Raw genomic sequence first — 17,341 nt, forward strand, 5'->3', positions numbered from 1 at the left:
TAACTTCATTTATTCATGGAGAACTAATCTGTGGAGGTGAATAGAATGACAAACAGAAAAGCAGATCCATCCACAATTGGTTTAGGTTCTAGCCAGCCAGAAGGTCAAGGAACAACTTCAAAGGAAACAGGAAAAACAAAGGCAGATTCTTCTAGAAAGAAACAAAAACGTTCTTAACCGTGAGAATATAAGAAGAAAAACAGGCGAGTAAGATTCACCTGTTTTTCTTTTAATTATAATATTATTTTCTTGAACTTAAGCTCTCCTGCTCTCCTCAGCATGAAGGGGAATACTCTAGCTCCAGCAGAAACTTTTTTTCTCTTCCTTATTTTATAAGTGTTCCAGCTATCATACTAGCGGTTATCTTTCGTTGTTTTCCTTCATTCAAAAAGAATCTTCAGAAATGCTCCCTCAAGCTCAATATATAATTGTTTGTGACTTCCCCAATAGTGTTATGTTAGATGACTAATTCTAGAGATGGGTATCGGCTTTGAACAAAAGGCGGTTTTTCCTTCTCGTTCTTTTACCAACTTTTAGAACTAAGTGGGTATACTTTCTTTATTTTGAATCAGTGATAAAATAAAGAATATAATTAATTTAAAGGACGTTATTTATAATACCAAAGTGACTTTTTGGAGTCCATTAATTGTTTATCCGTTTTACTGTATGGGGAATCGGTTGGTAATGTTTGGATAAAAATGTTGAATGAATGGTTTATTAGAAAGAGTAGGGCTTGAAAATTTTTTATAATTAATTGATAGGATAAGAAAGGAGCGTTGTTATGAATCCTAGTATCCTGAACCGAAATAATGTCAATGTTCTAGGAAATGGAGATCAAGCGATGATTTTCGCACCAGGTTTTGGATGTGATCAAACGGTGTGGAAATCTGTATCAGAGTCGTTTGAAAGCGATAAGCAAATTGTTTTATTTGATTATGTTGGGATGGGAAAATCAGATATAAAGGCATTTGATTCGGATAAATACAGCGATCTTTCCGGTTATGTTCAAGATTTGTTAGATGTTTGTTCAGCCTTAAATCTTAAAAATGCAATATTTGTTGGTCATTCCGTTTCAGGAATGATTGGTTTATTAGCATCCCTGCAACATCCGGAATATTTTTCCCATCTTATTATGGTCGGTCCTTCTCCTTGTTATCTTAATGATCTTCCTGATTATTTTGGAGGTTTTGAAAAAGAAGATCTAATAGGCTTAATTGATATGATGGATAAAAATTATATTGGCTGGGCAACTATTTTTGCTTCAACCGTTACCAATAATCCTGGTCGGCCAGATGTTGCAAAGGAGTTGGAAAATCGCTTTTGTTCTACTGATCCCGTAATTGCTCGTAAATTTGCAGAGGCTTGTTTCTTTGCGGATAGCCGGGAAGAATTGCCAAAAGTTACCGTGCCCTCTCTGATTATGCAATGCTCTGAAGATATAATTGCTCCAACTATAGTAGGTGAGTATTTGAGTCAACATGTTCCGAAAAGTAGGCTGACATACATGAAAGCAACTGGACACTGCCCGCATATGAGTCATCCAGAAGAGACGATTCAATTAATTCGAGAATATTTGGGAGAAGTTCCTAGTAAAGTTGTTGATCCCGTCTTATGAATGAGCAATTAAACAAAGCTCCTTGTGGTTTTATTACGCTTTCGAAAGAGGGTATTCTATTATCTATTAATGATACATTAGTTCAATTACTTGGTTATCGTTTAGATCAATTAATTGGACATCACATCAATATCATTCTTCCTAAGCCTTCACAGGTATTTATGCAACTTTATTTCTTTCCCTTGGTAACTGTTCAGCATCAAGTAGAAGAAATGTATCTCTCTTTTACTAATAGGAATGGAGAAGAAATACCCGTTCTGATTAACGCATCACTCAGCCAAGATAAGAATAGTCAAATTATAACTTGTGTAATTATCCCTATACAGAGAAGAAATGAATACGAAAACCAGTTAATTATGTCCAAAAAAATTACGGAGGATGCATTAAAGGAAATAAGCATTGTTAATGTAAAATTGGAGAAAGCCCTTCATAATTTGGAAGAAAATCAGAAGAAACTTTTAGAAGTGAATAAGCAGAATGAACAATTTAAAAAAGATACACATAGAGAATTGAATCTAGCAAAGAAAATACAAGAAAGATCACTTCCTGAAATAATATCTGCCGATCACATCGAAATGGAATCCTTTTATTCTGCATCGAAGGAATTATCAGGGGATATTTATGGCTGTTATAAAATAAATAATCATCGATATGGAATTATTCTATTAGATGTAATGGGACACGGTATTTCATCAGCACTAATAACTATGTCTCTGCAATCTTTATTCCAAAGGTTGATTCCAAAAGGAACTGCTACTAACGAAGTGATAAAAGAATTAGATGATCATTTACATACTTTATTTCATCACAATCAAGAATCCTGGCATTATTGTACGGCTATTTATCTTGTAATTGATACCGATAAAAAAACGATAGAGTATACGAATTGTGGACATCCACCAGCTATCTTTCAGAATTCTGCAGGGAGTCAGTCAGAACTTCGAGCAACTGCGCCTCCACTAGGGACATTTGAGGGGATACAGTATGAAATAGAAACATTTCATTATGATATAGGCAGCAGAATTCTTTTATACACCGATGGCGTCTCAGAACCTCTTGGCTTCCATCGGCTAGGTTCCTTGTTAATGGAGCATTCAACTGAACCATTGATAGGGTTAAAAGAAAAAGTCTTGCAATCTCTTCAAAATGAAGGAGAGGAGAAATTTAATAATGATGATCAGTGTTTTATTTTAGTTGGTTTAAAATAGATATGTAATAGAGTAAGAGAAAAGCATATAACTATTTCGACTCTAATCCAATAAATTATCCTTTATCTGGAAAAGGGATGCTTTACATCATTTTTCTGTTATAAGCTCAACCAATAAAATATGCAATTAGTAAACAGAAAAGAACTATAACAAAGTGCAGCTTGTTGACAAAAGGAATTTAGGAAATGCAAATGGAATTATTATGCATTGATTGGAGTGGAAGGGGTGAGACTCCCTCGAGGAAAGTTGATATACCAACGTTTACAGCGTTATTTTTTTAGTCCAATATTTTTTTAGGAAAACTCTTTGAATCATATTTTAACTAACTATTCCATTAATTATAATATTTGGTAAGTAAGTGGACGCGACGCTAGAGCCAATAGGGATTTATTGACAAATATACACTATTAGATGCATCCGGTATCTCTACTCTTCTTATGAGGACGTACCCTCCCATGTCTCTTAGCGTCGCGCGCTTACATTCCTTCGTTTGGTCTCATCATAAGGCAGAGGCTGGCATCATGCTCCTGTATGGACTCTAAGTCGTAAGTCTCTCTAAAAGCCAGCTTTCCTGTCATCTTTTTGAATATAACCGTCTTATAGATTTTTATTTGGGTTGGAGGATAGAGAGATCTTGTCTCATTCGCTCCTTATCAAACAGTACTTCTTGCTGACAAAGTCCATGAAAAATCTTTAACATTTTATTACATAGAACGACTAATGCTTCTTTCTTCTTCAAAGGGTTTTCTTTTCTAGAGATATAATACTGATATAAATCATAAAAGGTTTCATTATTTCTAATCAAAGGCAAGACAGCACGATAGAGAAGGGCTCGCAGCTTTCTTCTCCCTCTTTTGGAGATTCGCTTTTGTCCAATCATCTTTCCAGAAGAGTTCTCTCGTAAGGTTAATCCCGCTAATTTAATAAGTTGGCGTGGATGTTTATAATGCTTGAGAGAACCCACTTCTGCTAGTAAATCTATAACGGTAGTTTCCCCAATGCCAGGGATTGATAATAAATAATGATATTCCGCTTGTTGCTCTGCTAGTGTCTTTAAACTTTCATTTACCTGTTCTAATTGCTTTGTCAGAAGTTCGTATTGAGTAATTAAAGAGTAAATTTCTATACGAGCCATATTGGAGCCTTCTGTTAATCCAATAGATTGTACCGCCACTCTCTTTAGTTGTGCTATTTTAGGTCTTGCTGGATACTTTAGTTTTTCCTTTTCCAAGTATAAAAGGACTAACTCCTCGATTTCTTTTTCCATTAAGTCTACTGGTAAAGGGGTATGTTTTAATATGGCACATGCATTCAGCCCTAAATCTTTAAATGCTACTTTAAATTCAGGAAAGTAACGATCCGTCCAGCGAATGATACGATTCTTCACTTTCGAAATGTCCTTTTTCAGATTCCACCGAATAGAGGAACCTTCTCTAAGCTCTGCTTCTATTCCTTCTATTTGACGAGGATCACTAAAGTATCCATTGGTTATTAGTTTAGCAATGACTCTCGCATCCTTCTTATCATTCTTCGTTTGTAAGTTATCATCCAACTCCTTGGAACGATTCACATGTAGAGGATTGACCATGACAAAACGAATATCATTTTGGGTAAGAAAAGCAGCTAAATTCATCCAATAGTGCCCAGTAGGCTCGAATCCAATCAATAAATCATCCTTTTGATGAATTGCCTTTAGATTTTGAAGCTTGAGATAAAATTGATGAAAACCATGATGAGACTGGTGGATAGAAAAAGAGGTACTTAACTCAACCCCTCGATCGTCCACCGCACATGCATAGTGTGTATTTTTAGCAATGTCAATTCCAATGATTAAAGTGGAAGTAGACACTTGATTTAAACGGTGATTACGGGTATTATTCATAATAGATTCTCCTTCTGACGCTGTGTTGATTGGTCTCAATATAAGCATCATAAAGGAGGATCTTTTTTTGTGCAATACCACAGAAACTAATCCCACAGGAATGCTCCTGTGGGATCTGCGAGACAGTTTGAGACCCTGCAGGCCTTAAGCCGAAGCGGCTTAGCGCGAGCCCCACGGAATGCGAACCCTGAAACGGAAATCAACTCTTATTTAAAAGAATCTATATTTATAAACTAAGACAAACTCCTAATTACTGAATTAGGAGTTTGTCGACAGTCTGAACTATAACATAGTGTTAAGGTTCTTTTTTGTGTATTTTTTTCCTTTTGATCTTTTATGGGAAACATGCAATCAAAGTACAGAGACAAGCAATAGATTTACTTAGTCAAAAAGCTCTTTATAAAGCTATTTGAAATGGGCATAATGGAAATTCGTAAGACTATATAAGCAAATGTAGATTACACCACTTTAATACACGCTTGGTATATCACTTTATGAAAAGTAGTTGACATGTACAAATAAAGTATTATATAATTATCTCGAATTCAAGATAATTGAAAGGAAGATTATCATGGATAATAAGGAAGTAAGTAAATATGAAGAAGATTTATCACTAAAGGTATTCGTTGTGTTGTCGAGAGCATTGCAATCGATAAAGAAACGAGTAGAAGAAGATATAAAATGTCTCGGGTTAAACCCTACAGAATTTTCTGTGCTGGAATTGATTTATAGCAAAGGGGATCAGCCAATTCAAAAGATTGGTGAAAAAGTTTTGATTGCAAGCAGCAGCATTACCTATGTTGTAGATAAATTAGAGAATAAAAAATTAATCAGAAGAAAACCTTGTCCAAAAGACCGCCGCATAACCTATGTGGTAATAACAGAAGAGGGAACCGAGCTTATGGACAAAGTCTTTCCAAAGCATAGAGCAGCTATGAACGAGATATGTGGCGGGTTAGACAATAAAGAAAAAGAAATACTGATTGAACAGCTCAAAAAATTAGGGCTTCATGCACAAGAGATGTGATTTTTTTTGAGGTTATATCTCGAATTAATAATATTTTAATTCGTAGTAATGAGCAAAATAGAGAATTTCTATAAATGATTTTTCTGCTTATAACAAATAGTAATTAAATAAAGCTTGCTAGAAAATTGGAATAGGAGTGAACGGGAATGACGAAGAGCACAAGTGGAATTCACCATATTACGGCAATCGTAGGCCACCCGCAAGAGAATGTTGACTTTTATGCAGGTGTATTAGGATTGCGTTTAGTGAAACAGACTGTCAATTTTGATGATCCAGGGACATATCATTTATATTTTGGAGATGAAGGCGGCAATCCAGGAACGATTATTACTTTCTTTCCATGGGCGGGAGCGCGTCAAGGAGTTATTGGAGACGGGCAAGTCGGCGTAACGTCTTATGTGGTGCCTAAAGGAGCTCTTTCATTTTGGGAAAAAAGGTTAGCAAAATTTAATATTTCTTTCACAAAAACAGAGCGTTTTGGAGAGGAATACTTAGCTTTTTCTGATCCTCATGGCTTACTGCTAGAAATAGTAGAAAGAGCAGAAGGGAAAAATAATAGCTGGCAGTTTGGTGAGGTGACACCTAAAAATGCTATTAAAGGATTTGGCGGTGCAACGCTTTTATCGAAACAACCTGCACAAACAGCAGAACTTTTAGAAAAAGTGATGGGGTTTAAAAAAGTTGGCGAAGAAGGAGAATATGTACGTTTCCGTTCCTTTAGCGATATTGGAAATGTCATCGATTTAAAATTAACTACAGGCAGAAGTGGAGAGATGGGTGTTGGGACTGTTCATCATATTGCTTTTAGAGCAGTGGATGATCTTGACCAATTAGACTGGCAAAAACATGTCTCGCAAAATGGATACCATGTAACAGTTGTTAAGGATCGAAATTATTTTAATGCCATCTATTTTAGAGAGCATGGTGAAATCCTCTTTGAAATTGCGACAGATCCTCCAGGATTTGCCATTGATGAATCTAAAGAAACACTAGGGGAGACATTAATGCTGCCAAGTCAATATGAACAATATAGAGAACAGCTTAATAGCAGATTAATACCAATTGATGTTAGAAATCTCGACTAATTTGTAAAGGATGATTTGATGCATTCCATTGATCCGAAAACCGTTTCAGAAAGAGAGAATTATAAATTTCTAATTGGAAGCATAATTCCTAGACCTATTGCCTTTGTTACTAGCTTGTCGGAAGAGGGTGTCTTAAATGGGGCTCCTTTCAGCTACTTTAATATTGTATCATCTAATCCGCCAATGATATCGTTATCCATTCAGCGTTCCAATGGGAAACCAAAGGATACGGCAAGGAACATTTTAAACAAAAAGGAATTTGTCATTCATATTGTAGATGAACAAAATGTTGATAAAATCAATCAAACGGCAGCAAGTCTTGCGCCAAGTGAAAGTGAGATTGAATTAGCAGGATTAACACCGATAGATAGCAGCGCCATCTCTGTACCGGGGATAAAGGAAGCTAAGATTCGTATGGAATGTGTATTGGAACATTCATTAGAATTGGGAGGTACCGAGGCACTTCCTGGATGTGATTTTCTAATTGGAAGAGTGGTTCATTATCACATTGATTCTACCCTGTATGAAAATGGCAGAATTGATCCAAGAGGGTTAGCAGCTGTCAGCAGATTAGCGGGAAATGACTATGCAAAAATTGGTGACATGTTTACAAAAGTAAGACCACAATAGTTCCATGAAATGGAGAGGATAAGATGCAAAAAACAGCAGGAATTCATCATATTTCAGCAATGGTAAATGATGCACAAAGAAATATTGATTTTTATGCAGGTGTCCTTGGTCTACGATTGGTAAAAAAGACAATTAATTTTGATCGCCCAGAAGTATATCATCTCTATTTTGGGAATGAAACAGGGGAACCAGGAACAATTATTACCTTCTTTCCATGGGAAAAACAGCTGAAAGGTAGAATTGGCCAAGGGCAAGTTGGTGTAACGAGTTATGTTATTCCACAAGGTAGCAGTGCATTTTGGAAAAATCGTCTTCTTTCCTTTGGTGTAGAAGTGGAAAGTGCTGCGAGATTTAACGAAAAATATTTGCAATTTGTCGATCCAGATGGCCTGCAAATCGAATTAGTGGAACGAAACGAAGGACCAGCAAGTAATTGGCAGCTAGGTTCGATCTATCCCGCTGCTGCTATTAAAGGTTTTGGCGGAGCAACATTACTTTCAGCACAACCGAACAAAACAGCAGAGGTATTAGAACATATATTGGGTCTTAAATGTGTAGGAGAAGATGCAGGGTATCTCCGTTTCTTTGCAGATGCACAGATAGGAAATGTGATAGATATCAAATTGACCCCGTCTGTTCGTGGTCTCATGGGAGCAGGAACTGTCCACCATATTGCTTGGCGGGCAAAAGATGAGACAGAGCTTCAGCAATGGAGAACGCTGCTTCAAGAAAAAGGGTATTATCCAACGGAAGTGAAGGATCGAAACTATTTTAAAGCCTTATATTTTCATGAAGAAGGCGGCATTCTATTTGAAATAGCTACTGATGGACCTGGATTTGCGGTGGATGAGCCAGCAGAACAGCTGGGAGAGAAGCTTATGCTTCCTGAGTGGTTAGAAGAAAAGCGTGATGAGTTAACAGCTGCTTTGCCTAAAGTAGAGGTTAGAATCTTAGAGGAGGAGAAGGGATGAAACATATTTTCAATAAGGGAAAAGATCCGAAAAAACCCACGTTATTGATGTTACACGGAACAGGCGGAACAGAGTTAGATTTATTGCCACTAGCGGGAATGATTGATGATGAAGCTTCAGTGCTAAGTGTCCGTGGGAATATTTTAGAGAACGGCATGCCGCGTTTCTTTAAGCGTTTAGCAGAAGGTGTATTTGATGAAGAAGATTTAATTTTTCGTACAAAGGAATTAAATGAATTTCTAGATGAAGCAGCCCAAAAATATGAATTTGATAGAGACAATATCGTGGCAATTGGCTACTCTAATGGTGCCAATATTGCTGCAAGCTTATTATTTCACTATCAGGATGCATTAAAAGCAGCTATTCTACATCATCCAATGGTTCCAAGAAGAGGAATCACGCTCCCTGATTTAACAGGAAAAGGAGTATTTATTACCGCAGGAACGAATGATCCAATTTGTTCAAAAGAAGAATCAAATGAACTACAATCAATGCTTGCTAATGCAAATGCGAATGTCGAAATGCATTGGGAAAACAGAGGCCATCAGCTAACAGCAGAGGAAGTAAAAGCAGCTTCTAAATGGTATTCGGCCTTAATGAATAACTAATCATTAAAAAGAGAAAAATCAATCATAAATTTTTACAATTGGGGAATAAGAAGAACAGCTAACATTGAAAAGACTATTTCAGTGGAGGTGATTCTTATAAGAGATCAATAAAAAAATAAAGCAGGTGTACTTATGGGATTTTTAAACAAATTATTTGGAAAATCAAAGGAGATGGAAAATATGTCAAATGTTAAAGTAGCAGTAATTTTTTATAGTATGGGTGGAACAAACTATCAACTAGCACAATGGGCAGCAGAAGGAGCAAAAGAAGCTGGCGCAGAAGTGAAAGTGGTAAAAGTACAAGAATTAGCGCCACAATCGGTTATTGACAGCAATGAAGCTTGGAAAGCAACAGTGGATGCAACAAAAGATGTACCAGTTGCATCATCGGAAGATATTGAATGGGCAGATGCGATTATTTTTAGTGTTCCAACACGTTTTGGTACAATGCCTTCTCAAATGAAGCAATTCATTGATTTACAAGGCGGTCTATGGGCAAACGGAAAAACAGTAAACAAAGTAGTTAGTGCCATGACTTCTGCGCAAAATCCACATGGTGGACAAGAAGCAACATTATTATCCTTATACACTTCTATGATGCATTGGGGCGCTATTATTGCTGCACCAGGATATACAGATCCAGTTCTTTTCGGTGCAGGTGGAAACCCTTATGGAACAAGTGTAACAGTAGGACAAGATGGAAAAATGATCGAAGACGTTCAAGGTGCAGTTAAACACCAAGCGAAACGTACTGTTACCGTTGCAGAGTGGGTTAAAAAAGGAAATCAATAATTTGTAAACATAGGAAAACCAGGAGTAGATAGCTTCTGGTTTTTTTGCATGCTGTTATTCCACAGAAGCTTCCGATGGCAGCGGTTGAGGTAATTCCTCTTTTTGAATGGAGCTTAAAATAACACCGATAATGACAATTGCTCCGCCAATAACCTGGGTCAATGTAACGATTTCCTTTAGAAGAAAAACGGAGAAGACTATCCCAAGTACAGGAACAAGATTCATTAAGGAAACGGAAGCACTTGCAGACAGTTTTTTTAATCCATAATTATATAAAATAAAGGCAGCAACGGAGCAGCCAATGCTTAAAAAGAGCAAAGAGGTTATGCTGATCACATTTGGCATTTTCCACGCTTCATCTTCCCAAAGTAAAAACGGTATAAAGCATAAAGTTCCTACAGTCATTTGATAGGATGTTATGGTCATTGCTGAATATTTCCTCGTTATATCTTTTGTAACAAAGTTGTAGCATGCCCAAACTATTCCAGCCCCTAGAAGAATAAGATTCCCCCAAAAGGATTGATTGCTTCCATCTACTTTAATTTGTGTCAAAATAGCAACACCTGTAATAGCCAGAAAGATTCCTAAAATCTTTTGTAAGGAAGGCTTGGAGCGATAAAGGAAAAATTCAAGCAGTGCAGTAATGGCAGGAAAGGACGCAACAATTAAGGCGGCATTAGAAGCAGAAGTCATTTGAACGCCTATATTCTCTAAGGTGAAATAAAGGGTAATTCCCAATAAACCACTTAAAAAAAGTCGTTTACGATCCTTGTTTCTGATTTTTTCTGTTGAATTTGTTATTTTGCGAATGATCCAGATGATAAGGGCTGCTATAAGTGTTCTTCCAGCTCCAAGCTGAATCGGCGCAAAGGTTTCGTAAGCTAATTTGGTTGTAATAAAAGAACCACTCCACAATATCACAGCACTAATACATGCTAAATAATAAATATGAATACCTTTTTCCATCATCAACACCACTTTTCAAAATAGTAGCTACAAAAGTAACTACTTAAAATAGTAGCAGAATGATTTGTGATAAAGCAATAGCTTTTGGTAAAATAATAGTTACTAAAGTAGCAACTATTCGGAGGGACTATGAAAGACAATACTTTGGAGACATTAAGAAATTTAAATTTTACGGAATATGAGGGAAAGGCTTATCTAGCTTTATTAGCGGAATCTCCCTTAACGGGCTACGCCGTTGCCAAAAATTCAGGAGTGCCGCGTTCCAAAATTTACGAAGTACTGGAAAGTCTTGTCAATCGTGGCGACATTTTTGTCAGCTATGGCAATACACCACAATACATTCCCGTACCAGCGAAAGAATTGATACGAAATCGCCGCTTAAAAGCAGAAGAGAATTTTGAACAGGCGGAAATGTTATTGGAAAAATTTGAGAATACAACAAGTGATCGCGAAAACATCTGGAACATCACTGGAAGTAAGGAGATATTGGTTAAAGTAAAAGAATGTATTGCTTCTGCTGAACAAAGGATACTGATGGAAATATGGGCAGAGGATTTCAAGGAACTAGAAATGGAATTAGAGCAGGCTGCAAATCGAGGCGTAACAATCACGATTATTGCATATGGAGAAATAGTATCAGATTTTGCTAATATATATCGCCATGATATGAGTCAAGAAATTACGGAGGAATACGGTGGTAGATGGCTAGTCTTTAGTGGAGATGATCAAGAGGTATTAGCTGGGATTATTTCCTTGGGAAAAGAAAGCCGTGCAGCTTGGACCATGCATGTTGGACTTGTAATGCCGATTACAGAAGTAATGATCCATGATTTATACTTAATGGAAATATTGGAGAAACATCGTGATATATTAGAAAACTCATTTGGGAAGAACCTTATTGATTTGCGGAGAAAATTTTCCATCTATCCTGACTTCAAAAAGCATTATGTGAAATAAATCAAATTGGTATGCCAATTATATGGAAATAAAGGAAAGTAATGGAAGTGTTTTTAAAAAGCTTTTTTTCAGCCGCCATTATATTCATTATTGTTTTTTATATAATAAAGGCATTAATTAGCGCTTTTAAGAGGATGAAATATCACTGCGAAAGTTTGTTTTTTTTTCAAGTTTTTCCATTGTAATAAGTATAATTATTGCATCCGTATTATCCTTAGGCTATCAAAAGATATTTGATTATATTTAAAAGACAAAGTATTTTTTGTATAGAAGTGAAAGCGAGAGGACTCTGTGGGATGGCGAGAAAAACAGGCAGAGATTTAGCGCAAATCCTACGGAGTGAATCCCTCTATAGGGGAAAAGAACATCTTATTCAAAGAGAGTAGTAAAACAAAAATAAACGTCTATTTCTAAAAATTAGGGTGTATTTACAGTCGGAATGTTATTTTTTTAATTAACAAAGTTTAATATAGCTTTTTAAAAGGGAAATTTTATATTGACATAAATTGAAAATACCATTAAGATGATAAAAGTAATTCCGACTATATTAATAGGGAAAGGGTGTTTTGGAGTGGCAACTTCAGTAAATGTTCAATCGGCTCAAAAGATAAAGAGTCAAAAAGAACAACCAAAAGGATTAAAGGCTCCACAGATGCCTTTAATTATTGGTGGACTCATTGTAGCAGCGATTCTACTAGTCTATTTATTAATGACACAAAAAAGTATGCAGCCGATATTATTAGTTTTAGGTCTCTTACTAGGATATACATTATTTCATGCTCGTTTTGGTTTTACATCCGCATTTCGCAGACTTGCTTCAGTAGGAAATGGGCAGGCGTTACGCGCTCATATGCTGATGTTAGCAGTGGCGGTAACGCTATTTGCTCCAATTTTAGCATACGGCGTTTCCTTTTTTGGAACAGGAGCTACTGGCTATGTATCACCGGTTGGTGTTAGTCTTGTCGTTGGTGCCTTTATGTTTGGGATTGGCATGCAGCTAGGGGGCGGATGTGCTTCTGGTACCTTGTATGCAGTAGGCGGCGGACGTTCTGTTGCATTTGTAACATTACTATTCTTCATTATCGGATCCACAATTGGTGCAGCTCATCTGTCGTTTTGGACAGAAGACTTACCATCTTTTGCACCAATTTCATTAGCGACATCAACTGGTCTTGGCTATGGTGGAGCTTGGATTGTATCCATTATTCTATTTGGTGTAATTGCATGGATTACATTAGTTGTGGAAAGAAAAAGAAAAGCACCAAAAATGGCTCCTCTTCCAACAACAACTGGCTGGAAACGTATTTTCCGCGGTTCATGGCCATTATTCGCAGCAGCGATCGTGTTAGCTGTACTTAATGCTTTAACCTTAATGACACGCGGTACACCATGGGGAATCACCTCTGCCTTTGCTTTATGGGGTTCAAAAGTGGCACAATTTTTTGGTATGGATGTAGCAAGCTGGGGATTCTGGCAAGGGGCAAATGCTCAAGCTTTAGAAGCTTCTATTTTTGCAGATTCTACAACGATTCTAAACTTCGGTGTTATCCTTGGAGCCTTTTTGGCATCAGCAGCTGGCGGTCTCTTTAAATTTTCAAAAGTGACGCTTGGAAATGTGCTTGCTTCCATCATTGGCGGCTTACTAATGGGCTATGGCTCACGTCTAGCATTTGGATGTAACGTAGGTGCTTACTTTGGCGGGATTGCATCATTCAGTGTTCACGGTTATGTGTGGGGAATATTAGCATTAGCTGGGACATTTGTTGCCTTGTATCTTCGTCCATTATTTGGACTTTCTGTACCAAAGTCAAAAGATACATTTTGTTAAGAGAAAAAGCAGGTATCATTTAGATGATGCCTGTTTTTTTTTTTGTAAAAAAAACTTAACTTTTCAAAAAAACATCTAAATAGAAGATAATAATCTATCGAAATTTGAGCAAGTCTTTCTCTTTTATGTCCAAGTCTCACTTATTTCGGGAAGGTGCGAATATTTTAGTATATAAGAGGATATCTTTTTTAAGTCCTAAAGTTGGCAGGAAAAGTATTTAATATATTGAATGTTCGTCTTTTTGGGTATTTTTTTCGTCTGTTTTCTTAAAAAAATGAAAAAAATGTAGAAAATACAAACAATCTTTTCTATACTAGTTGTAAAGATAGGATTCCTGATAAAAGCTTCTACCGTTTCATTAATCGCGAAGAGGAAATTTATTTTTTTCTTGAATATGGAAGATGAGATTTTAACAGGTACTAGTAATATAGAAAAAGGTTGGGAGGTGCAATTGTCCTGTTATAGGTATTTAATGACGGGATGTAAGTTGAGAACCTATCTCAAGAAAGTATTTAATTTATGAATAAGTAGATAAGCTAGATTAACAGAGATTTACAACCGTTTCATCATAGGTTAATAGAGAATTTCTACAATAAGGGAGAAAAGTTGATTTTTATTTGCTTTAAGTCAACGAAACTAATTAGGGGGTAATTGCTTAAATGAACAGGAAGAGGCATTTTGCATTTCTTTTTAGCATCATAACAACATTAGCACTATTAGTATCTGTTATTTCACCAGCTAGTACATACGCGGAAGAGAGTAATAATCATTTTAAGTTAACGATTATGCACATGAATGATACGCATGCTCGTGCCGATTTACTGCCAAATATGATTACTGCTATTAAAGAAGTACGGGCAGAAGATCCTAATGCATTAGTATTTAATGCAGGAGATGTTTTTTCCGGCACACTCTATTTCAATGAATATCGTGGAAAAGCAGACCTAGCTCTATTAAACATGATGAATTTGGATGGGATGATCTTTGGTAATCACGAATTTGATTTAGGTTCTAATGAGAATGGTCACAAATCATTGGCAGAGTTTGTTAAGGGTGCAAAGTTTCCATTCCTTGCAGCTAATGTTGATTTTTCAGGCGATGATTTTATGAAAGATCTGCAAAAGAATGAATTCTCTGCATCACCAGAAGACGGAAAAATTTTCAATGGTATAGTGAAAGAAATTAACGGAGAAAAGGTTGGTATTTTCGGGTTGACAACAGAAGATACAGCAAACATCTCTAGTCCGGTAAATGTAAAATTTTTAGATTATATTAAAAAGGCAGAAAATGCAGTTAAGACCTTTGAAGATATGGGGATTAACAAAATTATTGCGGTAACTCATATTGGCTATGATAGTAACCCTGATTTCGGAAATGACTTACAATTAGCCAAGTATGTAGATGGAATTGATGTAATTGTTGGTGGACATTCACATACTCAATTAGATGAGCCAACCGTTATTAAAACAGATGAGAATGGTGTGGAGAAAGATCCAACTCTTATCGTTCAAGCATACCAATATGCACAATATTTGGGAAAACTAGCGGTTGAGTTTGATGAGAATGGTGTTGTTTCTGGGCATGAAGGACAGCTAATAAATGCTTCACAAAAAGAAGCAGATCCAGAAGCTGCTGCTATATTAGCTCCATATAAAGATAAAATAACACAGCTTTCTACTCAGGAATCAGGAGCAATTGCACTAAAGACATTAGCAAACCCTCGTCTAGGTGAAGGAAGTACGGTAAGTGTACGTGCTAATGAAACAGAGTTAGGTAATCTTGTTACAGATGCCATGTTAGCAAAAGCAAAAGAGAAATATCCAAAAACAGTAATTGCCTTTCAAAATGGCGGTGGAATTCGAGCAGCAATTAATGAAGGTCCAATTACTATCGGAGAAATCATTGCAGTTCTTCCATTTGGAAACGATCCAGTGGTGTTAGAATTAACTGGTGCAGAAATCAAGCAAATTCTTGAGCAGAGTGTTAGTCAAGCTCCAGCGGAAAATGGAGGTTTCCTTCATATAGCTGGTATGAAGTATAGTTATGATAGCACTAAAGATTCCGGTTCCAGAGTTGTTTCTATGTATGTAAATATAAATGGGGAATTTCAAGAAATTCAACCAGACCAAAGATACCTTGTGACGACAAATAACTTTACTGCTAAAGGCGGTGATGGGTATCCAGTATTTGCTAATGCGTATGCAGAAGGTCGGGTACAGGACATTGGGGAAGTTGACTGGGAACAATTACGCTCTTATATGGTAGACGATTTACGTGGAGAGGTAAATCCTGTCCTTGAAGGCCGAATTGTCGATTTACGTGGAGCTGAGCCAGAAACCCCAGGAGACGAAGAAGAAATCCCAGGTGATAACGAAGAAACTCCTGGAGATAATGAAGAAACGCCAGGAGACAACGAAGAAACTCCTGGAGATAATGAAGAAACTCCTGGAGATAATGAAGAAACGCCAGGAGACAACGAAGAAACTCCTGGAGATAATGAAGAAACGCCAGGGGATAATGGAGAAACCCCGGGAGACAACGGAGGAACGCCAGGGGATAATGGAGAAACCCCGGGAGATAACGGAGAAACGCCAGGAGATAAAGGTGCAACACCAGGAACAAACAACAATGCAGATGGAAATGCTCTTCCAAATACAGCTACAAACATGTATACAATGATTGTAGCTGGGGCAATATTATTAGCTGCCGGAATTGGATTCCTGGTATTTAGAAAAGTTAAATATTCAAAGATTTAATAAAATTAATAGTTGAAAAGACCCTTTCGCAGTTGCGGAAGGGTTTTTTTTTGAGGAGAATTTTTAAAATAGATGATTGAATTATATTTAATGAAATTATGTCTATATTTTGGAATTAGTTTAATTTAACTCCTCTTTCAAAAATTCCGAAAAAAATTTCACAAAAGTGTAGACAAAACAAATAGATGTGTGTAAAATTATCTTTAATTAGAGATAATTTATTTCAAAGTATTTTTGATAGGAATATCTCTAATAAGTTTGCCTTAATATTCAATAAGATTGAGGGAAACTAATTTTTTTAATAAATATCTTGAATTCAAAGTAAATAATAAGAGGAAAATGGAGGAATTTTAAAATGGCAAAATGGACAGTAGATCAATCACATTCTAGTGTAGGATTTGAAGTAAAGCATATGATGGTTTCAAAAGTGAAGGGACAATTCGATTCTTACTCAGCAGACGTAGAAGCTGCAGATTTAGCAGATTTAACAACAGCTAGCATTGCATTTAAATTTGACGTAGCAAGCATTAACACACATAGTGAAGATCGCGATAATCACTTGAAATCAGCAGATTTCTTCGACACAGAAAAATACCCAACAATTGATTTTAAATCAACATCGATTACAAAAGATGGTGATGACTATAAAGTAACAGGTGATTTAACTATTAAGGGTGTTACAAAGCCAGTAACATTTGACGTAGAATACGGTGGAAAAGGCACAAACCCATGGGGCGTAGAAGTTTACGGTTTCGAAGGAGAAGCAAAAATTAACCGTGAAGACTTTGGACTTACTTGGAACGCGGTATTAGAATCAGGCGGCGTACTAGTAGGAAAAGATATCAAAATCAAAGTAGAATTAGAAGTAAACCCAGCATAAGGAAACAGAGGGAGGACGGTTCTTATGTATCCAATTGGATGCATTAGAACTGTCCTCTTTAGATAAAAAAGAAATGCACTTCTGTTTGGGAAGAAACTTACTTCTTTCTATATAAAGAGAATAATGGGCCTGCTGA

Annotated in this window: 15 protein-coding genes; 13 read left to right on the plus strand and 2 right to left on the minus strand. The window is 36.5% G+C overall.

What is annotated here, in order from left to right:
• The first annotated feature begins 45 nt into the window (after window positions 1-45).
• The 3 genes from NSQ92_RS02215 to NSQ92_RS02225 all read left to right on the plus strand — a co-directional run bounded on the left by NSQ92_RS02215 (window position 46) and on the right by NSQ92_RS02225 (window position 2,823).
• A complete protein-coding gene (locus NSQ92_RS02215) occupies window positions 46-177 on the plus strand; it encodes a YuzL family protein (RefSeq protein ID WP_095259472.1) in 132 nt (43 codons plus the stop codon).
• 604 nt (window positions 178-781) lie between these two features.
• Complete coding sequence (locus NSQ92_RS02220; RefSeq protein ID WP_341152336.1) at window positions 782-1,615, plus strand: alpha/beta fold hydrolase; 834 nt, start codon at window positions 782-784, stop codon at window positions 1,613-1,615.
• Window positions 1,612-2,823, plus strand: coding sequence for a SpoIIE family protein phosphatase (locus tag NSQ92_RS02225; protein ID WP_341152337.1), 1,212 nt, complete (start codon window positions 1,612-1,614; stop codon window positions 2,821-2,823). Before NSQ92_RS02220 ends, NSQ92_RS02225 begins: the two co-directional genes overlap by 4 nt.
• A 607-nt stretch (window positions 2,824-3,430) precedes the next feature.
• On the opposite strand, the gene NSQ92_RS02230 is transcribed toward NSQ92_RS02225, so the two are convergent.
• Complete coding sequence (locus tag NSQ92_RS02230) at window positions 3,431-4,705, minus strand: IS110 family transposase (RefSeq protein ID WP_047945042.1); 1,275 nt, start codon at window positions 4,703-4,705, stop codon at window positions 3,431-3,433.
• Between the two features lie 571 nt (window positions 4,706-5,276).
• On the opposite strand from NSQ92_RS02230, the gene NSQ92_RS02235 reads away from it, so the two are divergent.
• From NSQ92_RS02235 to wrbA, 6 genes are all read left to right on the plus strand, one after another.
• Complete coding sequence (locus NSQ92_RS02235) at window positions 5,277-5,732, plus strand: MarR family winged helix-turn-helix transcriptional regulator (RefSeq protein ID WP_047945040.1); 456 nt, start codon at window positions 5,277-5,279, stop codon at window positions 5,730-5,732.
• Between the two features lie 146 nt (window positions 5,733-5,878).
• On the plus strand, window positions 5,879-6,817 hold the full coding sequence (locus NSQ92_RS02240; protein WP_341132178.1) for a ring-cleaving dioxygenase: 939 nt from the start codon (window positions 5,879-5,881) through the stop codon (window positions 6,815-6,817).
• Window positions 6,818-6,835: 18 nt separating this feature from the next.
• Window positions 6,836-7,447 carry a flavin reductase family protein gene (locus NSQ92_RS02245; protein WP_341132179.1) on the plus strand — a complete coding sequence of 204 codons (612 nt, stop codon included), beginning with the start codon at window positions 6,836-6,838 and terminating at the stop codon, window positions 7,445-7,447.
• A gap of 23 nt (window positions 7,448-7,470) precedes the next feature.
• Window positions 7,471-8,418, plus strand: coding sequence for a ring-cleaving dioxygenase (locus tag NSQ92_RS02250; protein WP_341152338.1), 948 nt, complete (start codon window positions 7,471-7,473; stop codon window positions 8,416-8,418).
• Window positions 8,415-9,026, plus strand: a complete 612-nt coding sequence (locus NSQ92_RS02255; protein WP_047945036.1) for an alpha/beta hydrolase — start codon at window positions 8,415-8,417, stop codon at window positions 9,024-9,026. Before NSQ92_RS02250 ends, NSQ92_RS02255 begins: the two co-directional genes overlap by 4 nt.
• Window positions 9,027-9,206: 180 nt before the next feature.
• A complete protein-coding gene (gene wrbA, locus NSQ92_RS02260; protein ID WP_047945041.1) occupies window positions 9,207-9,818 on the plus strand; it encodes an NAD(P)H:quinone oxidoreductase in 612 nt (203 codons plus the stop codon).
• 54 nt (window positions 9,819-9,872) lie between these two features.
• On the opposite strand, the gene NSQ92_RS02265 is transcribed toward wrbA, so the two are convergent.
• Window positions 9,873-10,787, minus strand: coding sequence for a DMT family transporter (locus NSQ92_RS02265; protein ID WP_047945035.1), 915 nt, complete (start codon window positions 10,785-10,787; stop codon window positions 9,873-9,875).
• Window positions 10,788-10,913: 126 nt separating this feature from the next.
• Here NSQ92_RS02265 and NSQ92_RS02270 point away from each other — a divergent pair, with 126 nt between their 5' ends.
• The 4 genes from NSQ92_RS02270 (at window position 10,914) to NSQ92_RS02285 (ending at window position 17,205) form a co-directional block, all read left to right on the plus strand.
• Window positions 10,914-11,741: a TrmB family transcriptional regulator gene (locus NSQ92_RS02270; protein WP_047945034.1), complete on the plus strand. Its 828-nt coding sequence runs from the start codon at window positions 10,914-10,916 to the stop codon at window positions 11,739-11,741.
• A 571-nt stretch (window positions 11,742-12,312) separates the two neighbouring features.
• On the plus strand, window positions 12,313-13,569 hold the full coding sequence (locus NSQ92_RS02275) for a YeeE/YedE family protein (protein WP_176474106.1): 1,257 nt from the start codon (window positions 12,313-12,315) through the stop codon (window positions 13,567-13,569).
• 659 nt (window positions 13,570-14,228) lie between these two features.
• Window positions 14,229-16,325, plus strand: a complete 2,097-nt coding sequence (locus NSQ92_RS02280) for a 5'-nucleotidase C-terminal domain-containing protein (RefSeq protein ID WP_341132182.1) — start codon at window positions 14,229-14,231, stop codon at window positions 16,323-16,325.
• Between the two features lie 355 nt (window positions 16,326-16,680).
• Window positions 16,681-17,205 carry a YceI family protein gene (locus NSQ92_RS02285; protein WP_047942877.1) on the plus strand — a complete coding sequence of 175 codons (525 nt, stop codon included), beginning with the start codon at window positions 16,681-16,683 and terminating at the stop codon, window positions 17,203-17,205.
• Window positions 17,206-17,341: the final 136 nt, after the last annotated feature.

It is taken from the genome of Niallia sp. FSL M8-0099 (assembly GCF_038006945.1).
Taxonomy (GTDB): Bacteria; Bacillota; Bacilli; order Bacillales; family Cytobacillaceae; genus Niallia; species Niallia circulans.